Genomic DNA, 19,403 nt, shown 5'->3' with positions numbered 1-19,403 from the left:
CGGCCGCTTCGCAGCCGAACGCAGGCTTCGCCAGCTGCTACGGGTCATGCGTCGTGCCCGGACATGGTGACCTTCATTACGCAAAACCCGCCACTTATCTTTTTCCATTTGCCAGCACCGTGCTTCAGCTGATATCTGTACGCATAACCAGTACCCGCTCGCCATGGCGCTTTCTATTCGTGACAGTCAATCCGCTCGATGATCCCTTCTATTACCTGAACAACTTTCAACAAGTGCTCGCCTGGCTTGAACAGCGCTATGCCGACGTGCTCAGCGTGGAGGAGCAGCAATTCATCGTTGATTTTGGCCAGTTGCCGCGCGCGTCGCAGGCACTGCTGGTCAGAATGGTCATGCGAAAGGGCGAGCATTTTCGCCTCGGCAAGTTGCATTACGCCGAAATAGGCGAGATCGCCCGCGCGGCAGAACCCTTGCTGAACCTTGGCTGGGTTGACGAACAGACGCCACTGTCGATTGAGCAACTGTTCGAGGTACTGCTCAAACCGGAAATCCTTCAGTGTTTCAGCACGGCCATCAAACAACCCAAAGCGAAGAAGTCCGAGTGGCTGGCCGCACTGAGCGAGCAGTTCACCGAGACGCAGTCCTTCAAGACCTGGTGCCCGACGCTGGATGACCGGTTGTTGAGCCTGACCATCATGGACCTGTGCGATCGGTTGCGGCTGATGTTCTTCGGCAACCTGTATCAGGACTGGTCGGAGTTTGTCCTGGCGGATCTTGGGATCTTCACCTACGAGAAAGTCGAGTTCTGCGCCGAATCCCGAGGCTTGCGCAGTCGTGACGACGTCGAGGCGTTTCTCTATCTGCACGATTGTCAGCTGCGTTTTGAATCCGGGGAGCCGCTGGAACAAGTCGTCGAACAGATCCAGGCACTGCAAACCGCCAACCCCTGGCTCGAGCGGCGACGCGCCAAGCTGCTGTTTCAGATCGGGCAACACTGCGAGCGCATGTCCGATTTCCCGGTAGCGCTGACGATCTACCGCGCATGTGCGTACCCCGGCGCCAGGTTGCGCTTGATCCGGGTGCTGGAGCGTTGCGCCGAGTTTCAATTGGCCCTGGAGTTGGCGACCCACGCTGAACACGCGCCGGAGAGCGCCGCCGAGCAACAACAATTGTTGCGGGTGCTGCCCCGGTTGCGGCGCAAACTTGGCGGGCCGCCAATGCCGCGGGTCAAGGCCCGCGAAGTTGAGCGCCTGGAGCTGAGTCTGTCGCGAATCGATCCGGCGCAGTCAGTCGAGTTCTACGTGCAGGCTCATCTCGATGAACCCACAGCCCCGGTGCATTACGTCGAAAACAGCCTGATCAACTCGTTGTTCGGGCTGCTCTGCTGGCCGGCGATTTTCGCACCGTTGCCGGGTGCGTTCTTTCACCCGTTCCAGCGGGGGCCGGTAGACCTGCTCAGCGAGGATTTTCATTCCCGGCGTGCCGAGCTGTTCCAGGCGTGCCTGGCAGAGCTGGACGATGGGCGTTATGCCGAGACCATCCGCCAGCGTTTTCGCGCCAAGTCGGGTGTGCAGTCACCCTTTGTGTTTTGGGGCGTACTGACCGAAGAGCTGCTTGAGCAGGCGCTGGACTGTCTGCCGGCCGAACACCTCAGGCACTGGTTCAATCGCCTGTTGCTGGACATCAAGGCCAACCGCGCCGGGATGCCGGACCTGATCCAGTTCTGGCCGCAACACAAGACCTACCGGATGATCGAGGTAAAAGGCCCGGGCGATCGCCTGCAAGACAACCAACTGCGCTGGCTGGAGTTCTGCCACGAGCATCAGATGCCTGTCGCTGTCTGTTATGTGCAATGGGTGGAGCACGAGGCGTGAGCTATAGCGTTGCGGTGCGTGCGCTGTGTGAGTTCACCGCCAAGGTCGGTGATCTCGACTTGCGTTTCACCCCGTCGCCGACGGCCCTGGAAGGCATCGTCGGTCACCGCACTGTCGCTTCGCGGCGTAGCGAGACCTATCAAAACGAAGTGGCCCTTGAAGGCGAATATCGGCAGTTGACGGTCAGGGGCAGGGCGGACGGTTATGACCCCGGCCAGAACCGCCTTGAGGAAATCAAGACCTACCGTGGCGAACTGGAGCGAATGCCGGCCAACCACCGCCAGTTGCATTGGGCCCAGGCGAAAATCTACGGCTGGTTGATGTGCCAGAAATTGCAGCTGGCCGAGATCAAGCTGGCGCTGGTGTATTTCGATATCGTCAGCGAAAAGGAAACCAGCCTGGTCGAAACCTGGAGCGCGCTTGAGCTGGAGCGTTTCTTCACGCTGCAGTGCGGGCTGTTCCTGCAGTGGGCCGAGCAGGAAATGGCCCATCGCGAAGCGCGCAATCAGGCCGCGCAGGTACTGGGCTTTGCGTACCCGGACTTTCGCCCGGGGCAGCGTCACCTTGCCGAATCGGTGTTCAAGGCGGTCAGCACCGGTCGCTGCCTGATGGCCCAGGCCCCGACCGGTATCGGCAAAACGGTCGGTACACTGTTCCCGATGCTCAAGGCGTTGGCGCCACAACAAATCGACAAGGTGTTCTTCCTCACGGCCAAGACTCCCGGACGCAAACTGGCGCTGGATGCGGCACAGGTGATCGTCGACAGCAGCGACGGTTTACCGTTGCGAGTACTCGAGATGATTGCCCGCGACAAAGCCTGCGAGCACCTGGACAAAGCCTGCCACGGCGAATCCTGCCCATTGGCGAACGGCTTTTACGATCGCTTGCCGGCGGCCCGCGAGGCGGCGAGCCGGGTGACTTTGCTCAATCAGACGGCCCTGCGCGAGATCGCCCTGGAACATCAGGTATGTCCGTATTACCTGAGCCAGGAAATGGCCCGTTGGGCTGACGTGGTGGTCGCTGACTACAACTACTATTTCGACTTCAGCGCGTTGCTATTCGGTTTGGCCCAGGCCAACCAGTGGAAGGTCGCGGTGCTGGTGGATGAGGCCCACAATCTGGTGGAGCGCGGTCGGCAGATGTACAGCGCCAGCCTCGATCAATTCACCTTGAATACCCTGCGCAAAAGCGCACCCGAGGTGCTGAAGAAGAGCTTGCAGCGGGTCAACCGTGAATGGAACGCACTGCATAAAACACAGATCAGCCCTTATCAGGCCTACGCCAAGGCCCCGGAAAAACTGTTGCAGGCGCTGTCGCTCTGCACGACCGCCATCGGCGACTACCTCAACGATCACCCGCAGGGGCTGGACGCTGCGTTGCAGAGCTTCTATTTCGATGCGCTGCAATTCAGCCGGGTCGCCGAGCTGTTCGATGAGCATTTCCTGTTCGACATCAGCAAGCGCGAGCTCGGCAACACGCGCAGCCTTTCGCAGCTGTGCCTGCGCAATGTGGTGCCGGCCGGGTTTATCCGCCCGCGCCTGACGGCGGCGCGCAGCACCGTGATGTTTTCCGCGACCTTGAGCCCGCAGCGCTATTACGCCGACCTGCTCGGGTTGCCGACGAGCACGGTATGGATCGACGTCGAGTCGCCGTTCAGCGCCGAGCAGCTCAAGGTGCAGATTGTCAGCCGGATCTCCACCCGATTCGTGCACCGGCAGGCCTCGCTTGCGCCGATTGTCGAGCTGATGGCCCGACAATTCATGGAGCGTCCCGGCAATTACCTGGCGTTTTTCAGCAGCTTTGATTATCTGCAACAAGTGGCGCAGTTGTTTGCCCAGAGCTGGCCGCTGATCAACCAGTGGTCACAGTCGCGCGGCATGGACGAAGCCCGGCGTCAGGAGTTTCTTGAACAGTTCACGCCAGCGAGCCAGGGCATCGGCTTTGCGGTGTTGGGCGGGGCGTTTGGTGAAGGTATCGACTTGCCTGGCTCACGGTTGATCGGTGCGTTCATCGCAACGCTGGGGCTGGCGCAACTGAACCCGGTCAATGAGCAATTGAAACAGCGCATGGCGGCGATCTTCGGTGCAGGTTACGACTACACCTACCTGTTTCCCGGTGTGCAGAAAGTGGTGCAAGCCGCCGGGCGGGTGATTCGTACCCCGCAGGATCAAGGCGTGGTGATGCTGATCGATGACCGTTTTGGCGAAAGCAAGGTTCAGCAGTTGTTGCCGCGCTGGTGGTCGGTCAGCGGGCGCGTGTGAGACGCGCCGCCGCCGTCAATGCATGCCAACTGTCCGGTCGGCCCGGCGCGAGGTCTGAACACTGCGTGCCTGGTGCACCATGCTGACCAGCTCCGCGGCAAAACGGTGGCAGTCGCCCGGCCAACGTGCGGTCAACAGGTTGCCGTCATGCACGATAAATCCGCATTGCGGGTTTTCTGTCGAATCACGTTGCGCGAATCGCGGCCCCGGCAAGAAGTCATGGACGCTGGCCAATGCCGCGGTGACTTCGGCCTGCACCGTTTGCGAATAGGTGCGGTAGTAGCGGCCAAGCCATGGCGCGGTGATCCACCAGGCTGGCAGCTCCATGGTGTTGGCCAGCAACGCGGTCACCTTGCGCCCGTGCAGCACCGAAAGAACGTTATCGGTATCCCGCGTGCGGGCCAGCAGCAAGACACCGTGGCAGACCGCCGCGACCGGTTTCTGTGCCTCAAAGAAGTGCCGGACAATCCGCCGGGCGTCTTCGGATTCGAGCAAACTGCGCATGCCCTTGGCATGGCCGCCCGGGATCACCAGCCCCTCGAACTGCTCGGGGTCTACTTCGGCGTAGGCCATGGGTGATTTGAAACCCTCGTCGGCGGTCATGGCGGCGTAACACTGAAGATCTTCCTTGCGGGTCATCAGCAGCGAGTTCAGTGGCCCGAAACCGATGTCCACCAGTCGCGCGTCGGCGTAGGCCGGCAAGCCTTTTGGCGTCGCGAAGCGCACCTCGATTCCGGCGTCATGCAGCGCCTGCCAGGGAACGCTGCTTTCAGTGGGGTCGTAGTCAGCCTGAGGTAACAGGAAAAGCAGCATGCTCAAAGCCTCGAGTCGTCAGCGCTGGGGATCGTCTATTGCTCTGAGTCTGGACGCAGGGACTAGACTTCGCCAGCCGTTGCCTGCCGATTTGATGCAGTCAGCGGTTCAAGCTTCAGTGAACCGAAACTTGAACAGCGTGCACGGGTAGCCGTCGACGGGAAGCTGATGAAGAGTGAACTGACCCTGGGTCAGCTCGGGGATGACTTTTGACCAGAACGCCTGCGCCGGCTGATTGGCGTCGATATGAAAAATCTGCCACTGACCGGGAAGCTGCTGGAGCAGGGCAGACACCACAAACCTGCCGACGCCGCGACCTCGATAGCGGCGGCTGACGAAGAGATAACCGATGTTGTATTGCACGTCGTCGAAACGAACTGCGTCGTCGACCGTCACGAAGCCGGCGATCTCCCCGTCAACCTTGATCAGGAACGGCTGCGTCGCAGGCTTTCGCCAGTAGTCGAGTTTTGGCTGAATATTGAAAAAACCATGGGCGCCAAACTCCAGCGGCAGCCACTCGCTGAAATCGTACATATAGAACTGCATCAGGTTTTCGATGCAGTCCAGTTCATCCCGTTGTGCGCGGTGCAGCTCGATCGCGGCCATTGCTAGAAGCTCCAGACGATTCGATGGTGATGGCGATTAACCTAGCACCTCACGCAAACGATGCCACAACATACCCAGTGCCAGGAGCGGAGTGCGCAATGCACGGCCACCTGGAAAGATCATGTGTGGCACCGCACTGAACACGTCCAGGCCCTGGCTGTGTCCGGCATGAATCGCCTCGGCCAGCAGGCGCGCGGTCCAGTGCGTGACGTTGAGGCCATGACCGGAATAGCCTTGGGCATAAAACACGTTCGGGTACTGCGACAACCGCCCGACCTGGGGGAAACGATTGGCGGTGATGCCAATCCTGCCGCCCCATTGATAGTCGATGCGCGCATCGGCCAACTGCGGGAACACCTTGAGCATTTTCGGGCGCATGTAGGCGGCGATGTCAGCTGGATCGCGCCCGGAATAATGGCAGGCGCCGCCAAACAGCAAGCGCCGGTCTGCTGATAATCGGTAATAGTCGAGTCCGACTTTCTGGTCGCACAGCGCCAGGTTCTGCGGGATCAATTCGGCGGCAGCCTGCGCTGACAATGGCTCGGTCGCAATGATGTAACTGCCCGCCGGCAGCACCTTGCCGCTGAGCCGTGGTTCCAGATCCTCCAGGTGCGCGTTGCAGCCCAGCACCAGACTTCCGGCGCGCACCGTGCCGCCTGCGCAGCGAACCTGCACGGTACTGCCATGGATGATCTCCAGCACCGGGCTTTGCTCGAAAACCCGCACCCCCAGCGACTCGGCGACCCGAGCCTCGCCGAGCACCAGGTTGAGCGGGTGCAGATGGCCGGAGCCCATGTCCACCAGTCCGCCTGCGTATACACCGGAGTTCACCACCTGGCGCATGTCTTCGGGCCTGACGAGGCGGGTTGCATGGGCATAACCCTGGGCGTCCAGGGTTTCTTGCTCCAGCTGAAACGCAGCGAATTGCGCGGGTGTATTGGCCAGTTCGCAGAAGCCCCAGCGCAGGTCGCAGTCGATGCCGTGCTCGCGGATGCAATTGCCCACCACCTCGACCGATTCGGTGCCGGCGCGCTCCAGATAGCGCACGCCTTCCTGGCCGACGTAACGGGCAAAGCCCGAAACGTCGTGGCCAATACCCCGGATCAACTGCCCGCCATTGCGGCCACTGGCGCCCCAGCCGATCCGCCGCCCCTCCAGTAGAATTACCGAGAGCCCGCGCTGGGCCAGCTCAATGGCGGTGTTGACGCCGGTAAAGCCGCCGCCAATCACGCAGACGTCGGCTTGCAGATCCGACGTCAACGTCGGGTGTTGCACCATTGCGTTGGCCGAGGCGTTGTAATAGGAGCGGGCGTGTTCCGCCGACAGGTTTATTGCAATCCGATTCATTTGTTGGACTTCACTTTGCTCCAGGAACGGGTCATCACACGCATGATTTCCGCTGTCGGTGTGGTCGAGATATACAGCTTGTCCAGCACCGCCTGGGAGGGGTAAACCTCTGGATTGTTCACCAGTTCCGCGTCCATGAACTGCTTGGCCGCAGGGTTGGGGTTGGCGTAACCGACGGTGGCGCTGACCTTGGCGATCACCTCCGGCTCCAGCAGGTAGTTGATGAATTCGTGGGCTTGCTTCGCGTTGCCGGCATCGGCGGGCACGGCCAGCAAGTCGAACCACAGGTTGCTGCCTTCCTTGGGAATCGCATAGGCGATGTTCACGCCGTTTTTCGCTTCCTTGGCGCGGTTCGCCGCCTGGAACACGTCCCCCGAGTAACCGAAGGCGATGCAGATGTCGCCGTTGGCCAGGTCCGACACGTACTTGGAGGAGTGGAAGTAGGTAATGTACGGACGTAGCGTCAGCAGCTTGGCTTCGGCTTTTTTGTAGTCTTCGGCATTCGAACTGCGTGGGTCCATGCCCATGTAGTTGAGCACCGCCGGGAAGACTTCGTCGGGCGAATCCATCATCGACACGCCACACTGGCTGAGCTTTTTCAGGTTTTCCGGTTCGAACAGCACGGCCCAGGAGTCGATGTGATCGACACCCAGCACTTGCTTGATCTTGTCGACGTTGTAGCCGATGCCGTTGGTGCCCCACAGGTACGGTACCGAATGCGTGTTACCCGGGTCGTTCTTCTCCAGCAGCGTGAGCAATTTCGGGTCGAGGTTTTTCCAGTTCGGCAGCTGCGAGCGGTCCAGTTTGAGGAACGCGCCGGCTTTGACCTGACGGGCCAGGAAATGGTTGGAAGGCACCACCACGTCATACCCGGTACGCCCGGCAAGCAGTTTGCCTTCCAGGGTTTCGTTGGAGTCGAATACGTCGTAGATGACCTTGATACCGGTTTTCGCCTGGAAGTCGGCGAGGGTGGTCGTACCGATATAGTCGGTCCAGTTGTACACACTGACGCTCGGCTGCGCTTGTGCGCCGAGGCTGCAGAACAGCGCGAGCGCTGCGGGAACGACTGATTTCAATAGACGCATTTCGACACCTCTTTGAATGATTGTTTTCGATGTTCTGGATTTGTTTGTTGCACCCCCGGGCCAATGCCAGGCACGGACCTTGTGGGAGCGAGCCTGCTCGCGATGAGGACATGGCAGTCACATCAACATTGACTGATGCACCGCCATCGCGAGCAGGCTCGCTCCCACAGGGGGTGGTGTTTCAATTGATTGAGATCAAACACTCAGCAACAGAAACTCACGCTCCCAGGAGCTGATCACCCGCTTGAAGTTTTCATGCTCGGCGCGCTTGACCGCGACGTAACCGCGGACAAACTTGGTCCCCAGATAACGCTCGATGGTCGGGCAGTCTTCCATGTGCGCCAGTGCATCCTCGATGGTGATCGGCAGGCGCAGGTTACGTCGTTCATAGGCGCGGCCCTGCACCGGTGCGCTCGGTTCGATGCGTTCGATCATGCCCAGGTATCCGCACAACAGGCTGGCAGCGATGGCCAGGTACGGGTTGGCATCGGCGCCCGGCAAACGGTTTTCCACGCGCATGGCTTCGGGACCGGAAGTCGGTACGCGCAGGCCGACGGTACGGTTTTCTTCGCCCCACTCGACGTTCACCGGTGCCGAGGTGTCCGGCAGGAAACGGCGGAACGAGTTGACGTTGGGCGCGAACATCGGCAGCAGTTTCGGAATGTACTTTTGCAGACCGCCGATGTGGTGCAGGAACAGCTCGCTCATCTGCCCGTCGCTGTCGGCGAAGATCGGCTTGCCGGTGGCGATGTCGACCACGCTCTGGTGCAGGTGCATGGCGCTGCCCGGTTCGTCGCCGATCGGCTTGGCCATGAAGGTCGCGGTGACGTTGTGCTTGAGCGCCGCTTCGCGCAGGGTGCGCTTGAACACGGTGATCTGGTCGGCCAGATCCAGCGCGTCGCCATGACGGAAGTTGATTTCCATCTGCGCCGGGCCGTCTTCGTGGATCAGCGTGTCGAGGTCCAGCCCTTGCAGTTCGCACCAGTCGTAGACGTCTTCGAACAGCGGATCGAATTCGTTGGCCGCATCGATGGAAAACGACTGGCGACCGCTTTCGGCGCGGCCCGAGCGACCCAATGGCGCCTTGAGCGGCAAGTCCGGATCTTCGCAGCGCTGGGTCAGGTAGAACTCCATTTCCGGCGCCACAATCGGCTGCCAGCCCTTGTCGGCATAGAGCTTGAGGACTTTCTTCAAGACGTTGCGCGGCGACAGTTCGATCGGATTGCCGAGCTTGTCGAAAGTGTCGTGAATCACGATGGCGGTCGGCTCGATCGCCCACGGCACCAGGTAAATCGCCGAAGAATCCGGGCGGCAAACCATGTCGATGTCGGCAGGGTCGAGCAGGTCGTAGTAAACGTCGTCGTCGACAAAGTCCCCGGTTACCGTTTGCAACAGCACACTTTCCGGCAGGCGCATGCCTCGCTCATGCAGGAACTTGTTGGTGGGCGCTATCTTGCCGCGAGCGATACCGGTCAGGTCACTGACCACGCATTCGACTTCGGTAATCTTGTGTTCTTTCAGCCATGAAGACAGCTGATCGAAAGGGGCATTCATAAAGACCTCGTGGTTGGTTTTGTCAGCGCCAGAGTCGGTCTCTGCATTCCGTACAAGCGGCGAGAGACTTCCCCTGTAGCGCGTTGACGACTATCTTGGTCGACGCGTTTCGATCCATCTATCCACTTTAAGCAGAACCAAAACGCACCAAAAAAGTGCGCACAGGTCATTCCATGACAGAGTCAAACCCCTTGCACGTGCAGGCTTTCAACACCGCTGATGTCGCCGAACAGATCCGCGCGACCCCTGGGTGGGTGCAGCACTATCAGCAGATGTCGCCCGGGCATTTCGCAGGGCAAGTGCGTTATCTGGACCTGCAAGGCGTGGAGATTTACGAGGAGTGCATGAACACCCGCGTCGAGCAGAATTTCAGTGCGCCACCGGGCTCGCTGGCGTTCTGTTTCGATCGCAGTGACAACGCGCTGTATGTGCTGAACGGCGAAAGCCGCAACATCTGGATCACGCCAGAGAATTATCAGGAAGTGGCCGTGGTCTTCGGCCCGGAATTCGTTCAGCGCCATGGATTGAATGTAGAGCGGCTGGAAGGCTTGTTCATGGCGCCGCTCAACTCGCAGCAGAACGCATTGTTCAGCCGTTGGCTGAGCGGCACCCTGACGCGTCTGTCACAGACCATCGATCCGCCAAGCAAGGACGCGCTGACCCAACAGCTGCTGGACGACTGCCTGTTTATTCTCGACAACGCCTGCGTGTGCCTGGACCAGGGCGCGTTGCAGCGCCGGGCAGGGGAGCGAACGATCATGAAACGGATCGGTGAATGGGCGGCGGATACACCRGAAGAGAACCTCAATTTGCTCGAGTTTTCCCAGGTCGCCGAAGTGTCATTGCGTCAGCTGCAACACGCGTTCAAGACCTACACCGGCATGGCACCGACGCAATGGCTGCGTTTGCGCCGGCTCAACAGCGCCCGTCGCGAATTGCTCAACCGCACCGCGACCGACACCACGGTGGCCGAAGTGGCAATGAACTGGTCGTTCTGGCACCTGGGGCGGTTTTCCAGCAGCTACCGGGCGCTGTTCAAGGAATTGCCGAGTGACACCTTGAAGCGTGCATGCGCCACTCAGTCGAATGGGCGCGTGCGTCGCTAGAATGTAGGCGGGGTGATCACCCAGATCACCACCGCATCGACGTCGCCGGGGTTGCCATAACGGTGGGGTTCCTGGCTGGAAAAACTGAAGCTGTCGCCTTCGTTGAGCTGGAAATGACGTTCTGCGACCCACAACTCGAAAGTGCCCGACAGCAGATAACCGGCTTCTTCGCCTTCGTGGCTGTAGCTGTGCTGGCTGTAGGTGCCTGGCGGGAAGCGTGAATGGAGCATTTCCAGCTGACGGTTGGGTTGCGGGGTCAGCAGTTGGTCGACGATGCCGTCTTCGTAATGCACGCTCATGCGGCTGTTCTTGCGCACCACGTAACCGTGGTCTTCGGGCGCGGTGTTGGCTTCGCTGGCGAAGAACCACTGGATGGTCACGCCCAGGCTTCGGGCGATGTTGAACAGCGCAGGGATCGACGGGTAGGCGAGGTTGCGTTCGAGCTGGCTGATGTAGCCTGCCGTCAACTCACTCATGTGCGCCAGTTCCGCCAGGGTCATGCCCCGACGTTTGCGCAGGCCGCGAATCCGCGTGCCGAGAAAATGCGGTTCTGCCGCGCTGCTTTCTGGCGAAGGCGCGCTGCTGGCAGGCGGCATCTTGCTGCTATTGCTCATGGCGTGCTCCGAACGGTAAAGGGCCCAGTCAGTTGCGCGCAGTCCATTGTGGGAGCGAGCCTGCTCGCGATGAGGACATGGCAGTCACATCAACATTGACTGATGCACCGTCATCGCGAGCAGGCTCGCTCCCACATGAACTGTGCTTGACTCACGGCCCAACGTAAAAGTCCCGGAGTATAAACAGCCTCAAAGCTCCCAGGCGACTTTCAAGCCTTCATAAATCGCTTCTTCGGCGGTGCGCGGTGCCAGGCAGTCGCCGATCCGCCGAAACTCCACCAGACCTTGCAGTTCTGAACCCAGCGTATCCACCGGCTGATGGCCCTGACACAGCACCAGCGTATCGACGTTTTCGAAGAGCATCGGTTCGCCGCTGGCGGTGTGTTGCAAGTAGACGGTGTTGTCGTCGCAACCGTAAAGCCGCGCATAAGGCGTGATCGGGATGCCCAGCTTATGCAGTTCGCCGGCCAGTTGATCGCGCACGTACAGCGGCAGGTTTTCCCCGCAGTGGGTGCCATTGACCGCCAGTTGCACCTGATGCCCGGCGCGCACCAGCCGTTCGGCAATGCCGGGGCCGATCCAGTCACAGCGCCAGTCGACCACCACCACTGAACGGCCAATCTGCACCTCCTCGCGCAGCACCTGCCAGGCGTCCACCACCTGCAACTCACCGCCACGTTCGAACGCTGGCCAGTAGGGTTCGGCACCGGTGGCGACGATCACCATGTCCGGCCGTTCGCGCTCCACCAAGGCGCGGTCGACCCGGGTATTGCGCACCACGCGCACCCCGGCCAGTTCCATCTCGCGCTGGAGGTTGGTGCTGGCACCGCCGAACTCGCTGCGCCGTGGCAACAGTTGCGCCAGCAGCACTTGCCCGCCGAGTTGTGAGCGGGCCTCGTAGAGCGTCACCTCATGCCCGCGTTGCGCAGCCACCGCCGCGGCTTTCATCCCGGCCGGACCACCGCCGGCAATCATGATGCGTTTGCGCTGGGTGGTCGGTTGTCGCTGGCCGAACAGCAGCTCGCGACCGGTTTCCGGGTGCTGGATACAGGAAATCGGCAGACCTTTGTGGAAATGCCCGATGCATGCCTGATTGCAGGCGATGCAGGCCCGCACATCTTCGGCGCGCCCGGTGTCGGTCTTGTTGGGCATTTGCGGGTCGCAAATGAGTGCTCGGGTCATGCCGCACACATCGGCCTGGCCACGCGCCAGAATCAGTTCGGCTTCCTGTGGCTGGTTAATGCGCCCGGTGACGAACAACGGAATGCTCAGGCCGGCCTTGAAGGTTCCGGCTTCCTTGGCCAGGTAAGCGGCTTCGATCGCCATCGGCGGCACGATGTGCACCGCGCCACCCAACGACGCCGAGGTGCCGGCGACGATGTGCACATAATCCAGCTGCGTTTGCAGCGATTGGACGGCTTGCAACGACTCGTCTTCGGTGAGCCCCTCGGGGTCGCGCTCATCGGCGGAAATGCGCAAGCCGATGATGAACTGCTCATCGGTGTTGGCACGCACGGCGGCGATCACTTCACGCAAAAAGCGCAGACGCTGTTGCAGGTCACCGTTGTAGTCGTCGGTGCGACGGTTGAGCCGTGGGTTGATGAATTGCGCCGGCAGGTAGCCATGGCTGGCGACTACTTCGACGCCGTCGAGCCCGGCCTGATACAGGCGCCTTGCAGCAGCACCATAACCGGCGACGATCTCGTCGATCATCGCCTGATCAAGCGCGCGCGGCATCACCCGAAAACGCTCGTTGGGCACAGCCGAAGGCGAATAGGCGACCGCCAGCAGGCCATCGCTGGACTCCATGATCTCGCGTCCCGGATGGAAAATCTGCGAGAGCACCACGGTGCCGTGGGCGTGGCAGCTTTGCGCGAGCTTCCGATAGCCCTCGATACAGGCGTCGTCGGTCGCCATCAGCACATGCGAGGTGTAGCGCGCACTGTCATGCACACCGGCCACTTGCAACACGATCAACCCGACACCGCCTTCGGCGCGCGCCTTGTGGTAGGCGATCAGTTGTTCGTTGACCCGGTTGTCGGTGGGCATCGAGGTGTCATGCCCGCTGGACATGATGCGGTTTTTCAGGCGTTTGCCACGAATCTGCAAGGGTTCGAACAGATGCGCAAAAGCTGGGGTCGAGGTCGGCATGGTACGGGTACTCCAGGCGGGCTGAAGCCGAAAGGCCGGGTTTTCGGCGTTGTTATTATTGCCCTATAGAAATTTACCACCAGTAAAAAATCAACTTGTTTTTTTTCTTGCGCTTGCAGTAGCTTGTTTTGGCGCCCACTCCTGGGGCGAACCTCACCACAATAAAAAATGGGTCACGCCGGCGTTTGCCTGAGTGACACCAGCACGAGGAACCACTGATGAAATCGAACACGCTCAAGCACGGTTTTTATCCCTTGTTGTTGACCCTGGCCGTCGGCCTTGGCAACGCTCAGGCAGCACCGGAGATGGTGGTGGTAGGTTACGGCGGAGCCGGACAAAAAGCCCAGGATGTGGCGTTCTTCAAACCCTTCAGCACGGCGGATCGGAGCACACTGATCCAGAGCGAATACAACGGCGAAATGGCCCGGATCAAAGTGATGGTCGACACCGGCAACGTCGATTGGGACGTGGTGCAGATTGAAGGCCCGGACCTGATGCGCGGCTGCGACGAAGGCATGTACGAACGCCTGGACTGGAAAGCTCTGGGACGCGCCGAGCAGTTGATCCCCGAGGCTGCGCAGGAATGCGGTTCCGCGGCGCTGGTGTGGAGCGTGGCGATTGCCTACGACACCCGGAAGCTGGCGCAGGCCCCGACCTCATGGGCCGACTTCTGGGATGTGCAGAAATTTCCCGGCAAACGCGGGCTGCGCAAACGTGCGGTGTACAACCTGGAGTTCGCTTTGCTGGCAGACGGGGTGAAAGTCGAGGACGTGTACAAGGTGCTGAGCACCCCGCAAGGCGTGGACCGGGCGTTCGCCAAACTCACCGAACTCAAGCCGCATATCCAGTGGTGGGAAGCCGGCGCGCAACCGGCGCAATGGCTGACCGCCGGCGACGTGGTGATGACCTCGACCTACAGCGGGCGCGTGGCTGCTGCCGCACAAAGCGGCAGTCACCTCGGGCTGGTCTGGCCGGGCAGCCTGTACGGCATGGACTACTGGGCGATCATCAAGGGTTCCAGACACGTCGATCAGGCCAAGCGTTTTATCGCCTTCGCCAATCAGCCGGATGCCCAGGTCAAGTACGTCGAGCAGATTCCCTACGGCCCGACCAATACCCAGGCCGCCGCACGACTGGACAGCAAACTGGCGCAATGGGTGCCGACTGCGCCGCAAAACCTCAAGGGTGCACTGTCGATGAACGTGGCGTTCTGGGTCGACCACGGCGAGGAGCTTGAAGAGCGCTTCAACGCCTGGGCCAGCAAGTAATTGCCACGGGCTGGAGACTTGCCACGCTCTTGCTGTACAGTCGTTTAGCCCGCGGTCTTCCTGGCCGCGGTCCCTAACGATTGATCCACGGAGAGTGTCGCGCATGAGTCAGGAAGCCCGTTTTTCCCGCATGGAGCCGGAGTTGCGCAAGGCCAACCTGATCGAGGCAACACTGGTGTGCCTCAAGCGCCATGGCTTCCAGGGCGCATCGATCCGCAAGATTTCCGCCGAGGCCGGGGTTTCGGTCGGGCTGATCAGCCATCACTATTCGGGCAAGGACGAACTGGTGGCCGAGGCCTATATGTCGATCACCGGGCGGGTCATGAGCCTGCTGCGCGAGGCCATGGAACAGGCGGCACCGAATGCCCGCGAGCGTTTGTCGGCGTTCTTCCGCGGCTCGTTTTCCGCCGAGATATTGGACCCGCAACTGCTGGACGCCTGGCTGGCGTTCTGGGGGGCAGTCAAGACCGCGGAGGCGATCAACCAGGCGCACGATCATTCCTATGGCGAGTACCGCGGCATATTGCGCAAGGTGCTGACGGAATTGGCGCAGGAGGAGGGCTGGGAACACTTCGACGCCGACCTGGCCGCCATCAGCCTCAGCGCCTTGCTCGATGGCTTGTGGCTGGAGTCGGGACTCAACCCCGGGACCTTTACCCCGGAGCAGGGCATGCAGATTTGCGAAGCCTGGGTCGACGGTTTACAGGCCGGTGGGCGCCAGCGTTTTTGCTTGCGGACGACTGACTGTTGATCGCCTGTTCAGCAATGGATACTCTCTGGCGCGGGTGCAGGAAAAAACTCTAATAAGAAACACGCCTTCGGGCATACGCAGGACTCCAAGCGATGGCTCCTCGGGTACTGATCGTCGATGACGATCCGCTGATTCGCGAACTGCTGCATGCCTACCTGTCCCAGGAAGGTTATGAGGTGCATTGCGCCGCCACGGCGGAACTCGCCGAAACCTTTCTGGCGAGCCAGACAGTCGATCTGGTGATGCTCGATATTCGTCTGCCGGGCAAGGACGGCCTGACCCTCACCCGGGAGCTGCGGGTCCGTTCGGAAGTCGGGATCATTCTGATCACCGGCCGTAACGATGAAATCGACCGTATCGTCGGCCTTGAATGCGGCGCCGATGACTATGTGATCAAACCCCTTAATCCACGCGAGCTGGTGTCCCGGGCAAAAAACCTGGTGCGCAGGGTTCGTCATGCCCAGACGCCGCAACCGGTTGCAGCGATCCCTCGGCCGGTCAAGCAGTTCGCCGCCTGGGCGCTGGACACCGACCGCCGACGGCTGATCGACCACGCCGGCAGCGAAACCATGCTGACCCATGGCGAGTACCAGTTGCTCAGCGTGTTCCTGCGCAACAGCGGCCACACCTTGAGCCGTGACCAGTTGATGGACCAGATCCGCAACCGCGAGTGGGTGCCTAACGATCGTTCCATCGATGTGCTGGTCGGGCGTTTGCGGCGCAAGTTGAACGACGATCCGGCCGAGCCGCAATTGATCATCACCATCCACGGCGCCGGTTACCTGTTCACCGCCAGCGTTGCGGCCTGAGCCGTATGTTGCGGCTGTTTGGGCTGATGTTGGCATTGGTGGCCAACAGCGCGATAGCGGCGGAGAAGGTTCGCTACTGCGATTATCCGGTGTACCCGCCAATTTCCTGGAGCGACGGTAAACAGGTACGCGGCCTGGCCCCCAGCGTGGTGAAAAACCTGTTCGGGCAACTGGGCTACGAAGTCGAGCTCGTCGTGTTGGGCAACTGGAAACGCTGCCTGCTGGACGCTGCCGAAGGCCGGGTCGACGTGGTGCTGGCCTACAGCACCGTACAACGTGAGCAGAGCATGGTTTTTTCGACGGTGCCGGTGTTGCGCGAAGAGGTCGCACTGTTCACCAATCGTCAGCATCCGGTGAAGTTCGAACGCCTGGAGGACCTGGCCAACTACCGTGGCGGGCTGTTGTTCGGTGAAAGTTATGGCGTGGATTTCGACCGCCTGGTCGCCCAACATCAGAACATCGAATGGGTGTCCGACAGCAGCCAGAACTTCGGCAAGCTGATTCGCGGGCGCATCGACTTCATCACGTCGGAACGGCGCACCGGGCAGTTGTACGTCGAAAACCTGGCAGGGGCGCAAGACATCGTGGCCTTGCCGAATGCCTTGAGCGTGGATTATCTGCGGGTTGCGGTATCGCGCCGTTCCCTGCTGGCCAACCGCATGCCGGAGATCGATGCGCAGTTGAAGCGCATGGTCGATGCCGGGGACATCGACCGTTGGCTGAACGAAAGTGAGGTGACCTATCGCGACATGATCAACCTGCCGGCAGATACGCAATGATCCGCGCACGGCCCGGTGGACTGTTGCGGCGCCTGCTGCTGTTCATTCTGTTGTTCAGCCTGTGCTTCACCGTACTGGCGAGCACCGTGCAACTGTATTTCGAATACCGCCGCGAGATGCGTGACATCGACTCGCGCATGGAACTGATTCGCGCCGGTTACCTGGCCAGCCTGGAACGCAGCCTCTGGGACCTGAACCAGGAGCAGTTGAATGTGCAACTGCGCGGCCTGGTGGATTTCTCCGATGTGGCCCGGGTTCGTCTGACCGGCCCGGATTTCGACCTGCTGCAAGGCAACCAGGAGCCGATCGGACCGTTGCGCGTCGAGCGTTTTGAACTGGACTACCAACCGCCAACAGGTCCTGTGCGGCATCTGGGGCAATTGGAGGTCAGTACTGATTTGGGAGCGGTACATCAGCGGCTGTTCGCTACCGGCTTGACCAGCCTGTTGTGGATGAGTGTATTTCTCTGTGGATTGGCGGTGGCGCTGTCGGGGTTGTTTTACCGATTGGTCACGCGGCACCTGCAAGTCATGGCCGGATTCGCCCGGCGTATTGCTGCCGGTGACTGGCATGAGCCTTTGCATCTGGACAAGAGCCGCAGCGCCAACGAAGACGAAATCGACACGGTGGCCCATGCGCTGGACGATATGCGCCGGGCGATCCTCAGTGACATTGATCGGCGCGAAACCGATCGCTTGGCGTTGCAGGATAACCGCGATGAACTGCTGAGAATGGTCGAACGCCGCACGGCCAGCCTGATGCGCGCCAAGGACGAAGCCGAAGCGGCCAACCTCGCCAAGTCGCGGTTTCTGGCGACCATGAGCCACGAACTGCGCACGCCGCTCAACGGCATCCTCGGCATGGCCGAGTTGCTGCGCGGTGCCAGTCTTGGCGAGCGCGACGGCAAACGTCTGGATGCGCTGTACAAGGCTGGCGAAGGGTTGCTGACGATTCTCAACGAAGTGCTGTATTTCGCCCGGCTGGAAGAAGGCGAAACCCACCCGGAACCGGTCGACTTCTCGGTCCGGCACTTGCTCGACGAGGTGCTGATGCTGCTTGAGCCGCGCGCGCTGAGCAACGACACGACACTGCACTGCCGGATCGATCCGCAGGTCGCCGACAGGCATTACGGTGCCGAGCAGTTCTTGCGTCAGGTGTTGAGCAACCTGCTGGCCAACGCGATCAAGTTCACCGAAGGCGGGAGGGTCAGCGTCGAGGTGACGTTACTGGCGCAAGATTCGGGGCAAACCGGCCAACGGCTGCAGTTGAGCGTGACCGACAACGGCATCGGCATTGTCCCGGCGATGCAGGCAAAGATTTTCGAACGTTTCACTCAGGCCAGCGAAGATGTTGCGCAACGCTTTGGCGGTACCGGGCTCGGCCTGGCCATCAGCAAGCATTTGGTGGAGCAACTCGGCGGACGGATCGGTGTTCAGAGCGAGATAGGGCAGGGTAGCTGTTTCTGGTTCGAGCTGACGTTGCAACCGGCCACCGGCATGATCGATGTGGTATCGAGCAGCGCAGCAGGTCACATGCTGAACGTTCTGGTGGTCGAGGACGTGGCGCTGAACCGTGACGTGGTCAGCGGCTTGCTGCAACGCGACGGGCATCAGGTCTGGCTCGCCGAAGAGGCCAAACAGGCGCTGAGGCAATGCGCGAGCCAGACCTTCGATTTGATCCTGCTCGATGTGCACCTGCCGGGTATCAGCGGCGTCGAGTTGTGCAAACTGATCCGCAGCAGCGCCGGCCCGAACCGTCACAGCCGGATTTTCGCCCTGACTGCCAGCGTGCAACCAGTCCTAGTGCGCGGCTATCTGGATGCCGGCATGGACGGCATTCTCGCCAAACCCTTGAAGCTCGAAAACCTGCGGCAGGCGCTGGCAGGGCGGTCGCCAATTCCCGAGCCGCAACCCGATGACGAGGCGATGGATTGGCCGCTGTTACAGACTCACCGGACCTTGCTCGGTGAACAGAAGGTTCAGGGCTTGCTCGCGGTGTTACGCAATTCGATCACTCAGCATCAAGAGGCGTTAACGGAGGCCGTCGAGGCCGACGATTGCACCGAAGTCGCCCACCTGGCGCATCGCTTGGCCGGGAGCAGCGACTCATTGGGCTTTCGCGCACTGGCCAATGTGCTGCGCTTGTTGGAAGAGGCGGCGCTGGTCAACGATGAGTCAGCGTTGCGGGCGTTGGCACCGCAGGTGCATGAGCAATTGCAGCGTTCGCAACAGACGCTGGCCGAGCTGTTGAACGCCTGACGTACAAGCCTGACGTACAAGAATGTTACGACTTTTTACATCTTTGATCTGTACGTTCAACGCGAACTTACACGGGTTTCCAATAATCGACGCAACCGCCGTCAGCGCGGTCTTCTAAGCTTATTGGAGATAATAATAATGAACTGCCGTAAAGCTGATCCTTCCCAGC

Annotated in this window: 15 protein-coding genes; 8 read left to right on the top strand and 7 right to left on the bottom strand. The window is 60.7% G+C overall.

The window, feature by feature from the left end; all coding sequences use genetic code 11:
• Positions 1–179: 179 nt before the first annotated feature.
• Both AC1DIH_RS05265 and AC1DIH_RS05260 read left to right on the top strand, forming a co-directional pair.
• Positions 180–1,832, top strand: coding sequence for a VRR-NUC domain-containing protein (locus AC1DIH_RS05265; RefSeq protein WP_477770878.1), 1,653 nt, complete (start codon positions 180–182; stop codon positions 1,830–1,832).
• Positions 1,829–4,093 carry an ATP-dependent DNA helicase gene (locus tag AC1DIH_RS05260; protein WP_477770877.1) on the top strand — a complete coding sequence of 755 codons (2,265 nt, stop codon included), beginning with the start codon at positions 1,829–1,831 and terminating at the stop codon, positions 4,091–4,093. Before AC1DIH_RS05265 ends, AC1DIH_RS05260 begins: the two co-directional genes overlap by 4 nt.
• A gap of 15 nt (positions 4,094–4,108) precedes the next feature.
• Here the strand turns inward: AC1DIH_RS05260 and AC1DIH_RS05255 are convergent, their stop codons facing one another.
• The 5 genes from AC1DIH_RS05255 to AC1DIH_RS05235 all read right to left on the bottom strand — a co-directional run bounded on the left by AC1DIH_RS05255 (position 4,109) and on the right by AC1DIH_RS05235 (position 9,498).
• A complete protein-coding gene (locus AC1DIH_RS05255; protein ID WP_477770876.1) occupies positions 4,109–4,906 on the bottom strand; it encodes a DJ-1/PfpI family protein in 798 nt (265 codons plus the stop codon).
• Between the two features lie 108 nt (positions 4,907–5,014).
• Positions 5,015–5,512, bottom strand: coding sequence for a GNAT family N-acetyltransferase (locus AC1DIH_RS05250; protein ID WP_477770875.1), 498 nt, complete (start codon positions 5,510–5,512; stop codon positions 5,015–5,017).
• Positions 5,513–5,548: 36 nt separating this feature from the next.
• A complete protein-coding gene (locus tag AC1DIH_RS05245; protein ID WP_477770874.1) occupies positions 5,549–6,859 on the bottom strand; it encodes an NAD(P)/FAD-dependent oxidoreductase in 1,311 nt (436 codons plus the stop codon).
• The gene (locus tag AC1DIH_RS05240; RefSeq protein WP_477770873.1) at positions 6,856–7,944 is read right to left on the bottom strand and encodes a polyamine ABC transporter substrate-binding protein; all 1,089 of its coding nucleotides are present in this window, start codon (positions 7,942–7,944) and stop codon (positions 6,856–6,858) included. Before AC1DIH_RS05240 ends, AC1DIH_RS05245 begins: the two co-directional genes overlap by 4 nt.
• Positions 7,945–8,139: 195 nt before the next feature.
• Positions 8,140–9,498 carry a glutamine synthetase family protein gene (locus AC1DIH_RS05235; RefSeq protein ID WP_477770872.1) on the bottom strand — a complete coding sequence of 453 codons (1,359 nt, stop codon included), beginning with the start codon at positions 9,496–9,498 and terminating at the stop codon, positions 8,140–8,142.
• Positions 9,499–9,671: 173 nt separating this feature from the next.
• Here AC1DIH_RS05235 and AC1DIH_RS05230 point away from each other — a divergent pair, with 173 nt between their 5' ends.
• Positions 9,672–10,604, top strand: coding sequence for a helix-turn-helix domain-containing protein (locus AC1DIH_RS05230; protein ID WP_477770871.1), 933 nt, complete (start codon positions 9,672–9,674; stop codon positions 10,602–10,604).
• Here AC1DIH_RS05230 and AC1DIH_RS05225 read toward each other — a convergent pair.
• Positions 10,601–11,200 carry a cupin domain-containing protein gene (locus AC1DIH_RS05225; RefSeq protein ID WP_477771079.1) on the bottom strand — a complete coding sequence of 200 codons (600 nt, stop codon included), beginning with the start codon at positions 11,198–11,200 and terminating at the stop codon, positions 10,601–10,603. The two genes, AC1DIH_RS05230 and AC1DIH_RS05225, sit on opposite strands and share 4 nt — an antisense overlap.
• Positions 11,201–11,407: 207 nt before the next feature.
• Positions 11,408–13,369 (bottom strand): oxidoreductase, encoded by a 1,962-nt coding sequence (locus AC1DIH_RS05220; RefSeq protein ID WP_477770870.1) that lies wholly within the window; start codon positions 13,367–13,369, stop codon positions 11,408–11,410.
• Positions 13,370–13,587: 218 nt separating this feature from the next.
• On the opposite strand from AC1DIH_RS05220, the gene AC1DIH_RS05215 reads away from it, so the two are divergent.
• The 5 genes from AC1DIH_RS05215 (at position 13,588) to AC1DIH_RS05195 (ending at position 19,234) form a co-directional block, all read left to right on the top strand.
• The gene (locus tag AC1DIH_RS05215; protein WP_477770869.1) at positions 13,588–14,637 is read left to right on the top strand and encodes an ABC transporter substrate-binding protein; all 1,050 of its coding nucleotides are present in this window, start codon (positions 13,588–13,590) and stop codon (positions 14,635–14,637) included.
• Positions 14,638–14,740: 103 nt separating this feature from the next.
• Positions 14,741–15,388, top strand: a complete 648-nt coding sequence (locus tag AC1DIH_RS05210) for a TetR family transcriptional regulator C-terminal domain-containing protein (protein ID WP_477770868.1) — start codon at positions 14,741–14,743, stop codon at positions 15,386–15,388.
• Between the two features lie 92 nt (positions 15,389–15,480).
• Entirely contained in the window at positions 15,481–16,197 is a 717-nt protein-coding gene (locus AC1DIH_RS05205) for a response regulator (RefSeq protein ID WP_477770867.1), read from the top strand.
• A 5-nt stretch (positions 16,198–16,202) separates the two neighbouring features.
• The gene (locus AC1DIH_RS05200; protein WP_477770866.1) at positions 16,203–16,976 is read left to right on the top strand and encodes a substrate-binding periplasmic protein; all 774 of its coding nucleotides are present in this window, start codon (positions 16,203–16,205) and stop codon (positions 16,974–16,976) included.
• Entirely contained in the window at positions 16,973–19,234 is a 2,262-nt protein-coding gene (locus AC1DIH_RS05195) for an ATP-binding protein (RefSeq protein ID WP_477770865.1), read from the top strand. The genes AC1DIH_RS05200 and AC1DIH_RS05195 overlap by 4 nt, the downstream gene beginning before the upstream one ends.
• The last annotated feature ends 169 nt before the right edge of the window (positions 19,235–19,403 follow it).

The organism is Pseudomonas sp. 05N36 (assembly GCF_056397385.1).
This window is presented reverse-complemented; position numbering and strand designations above follow the sequence as displayed.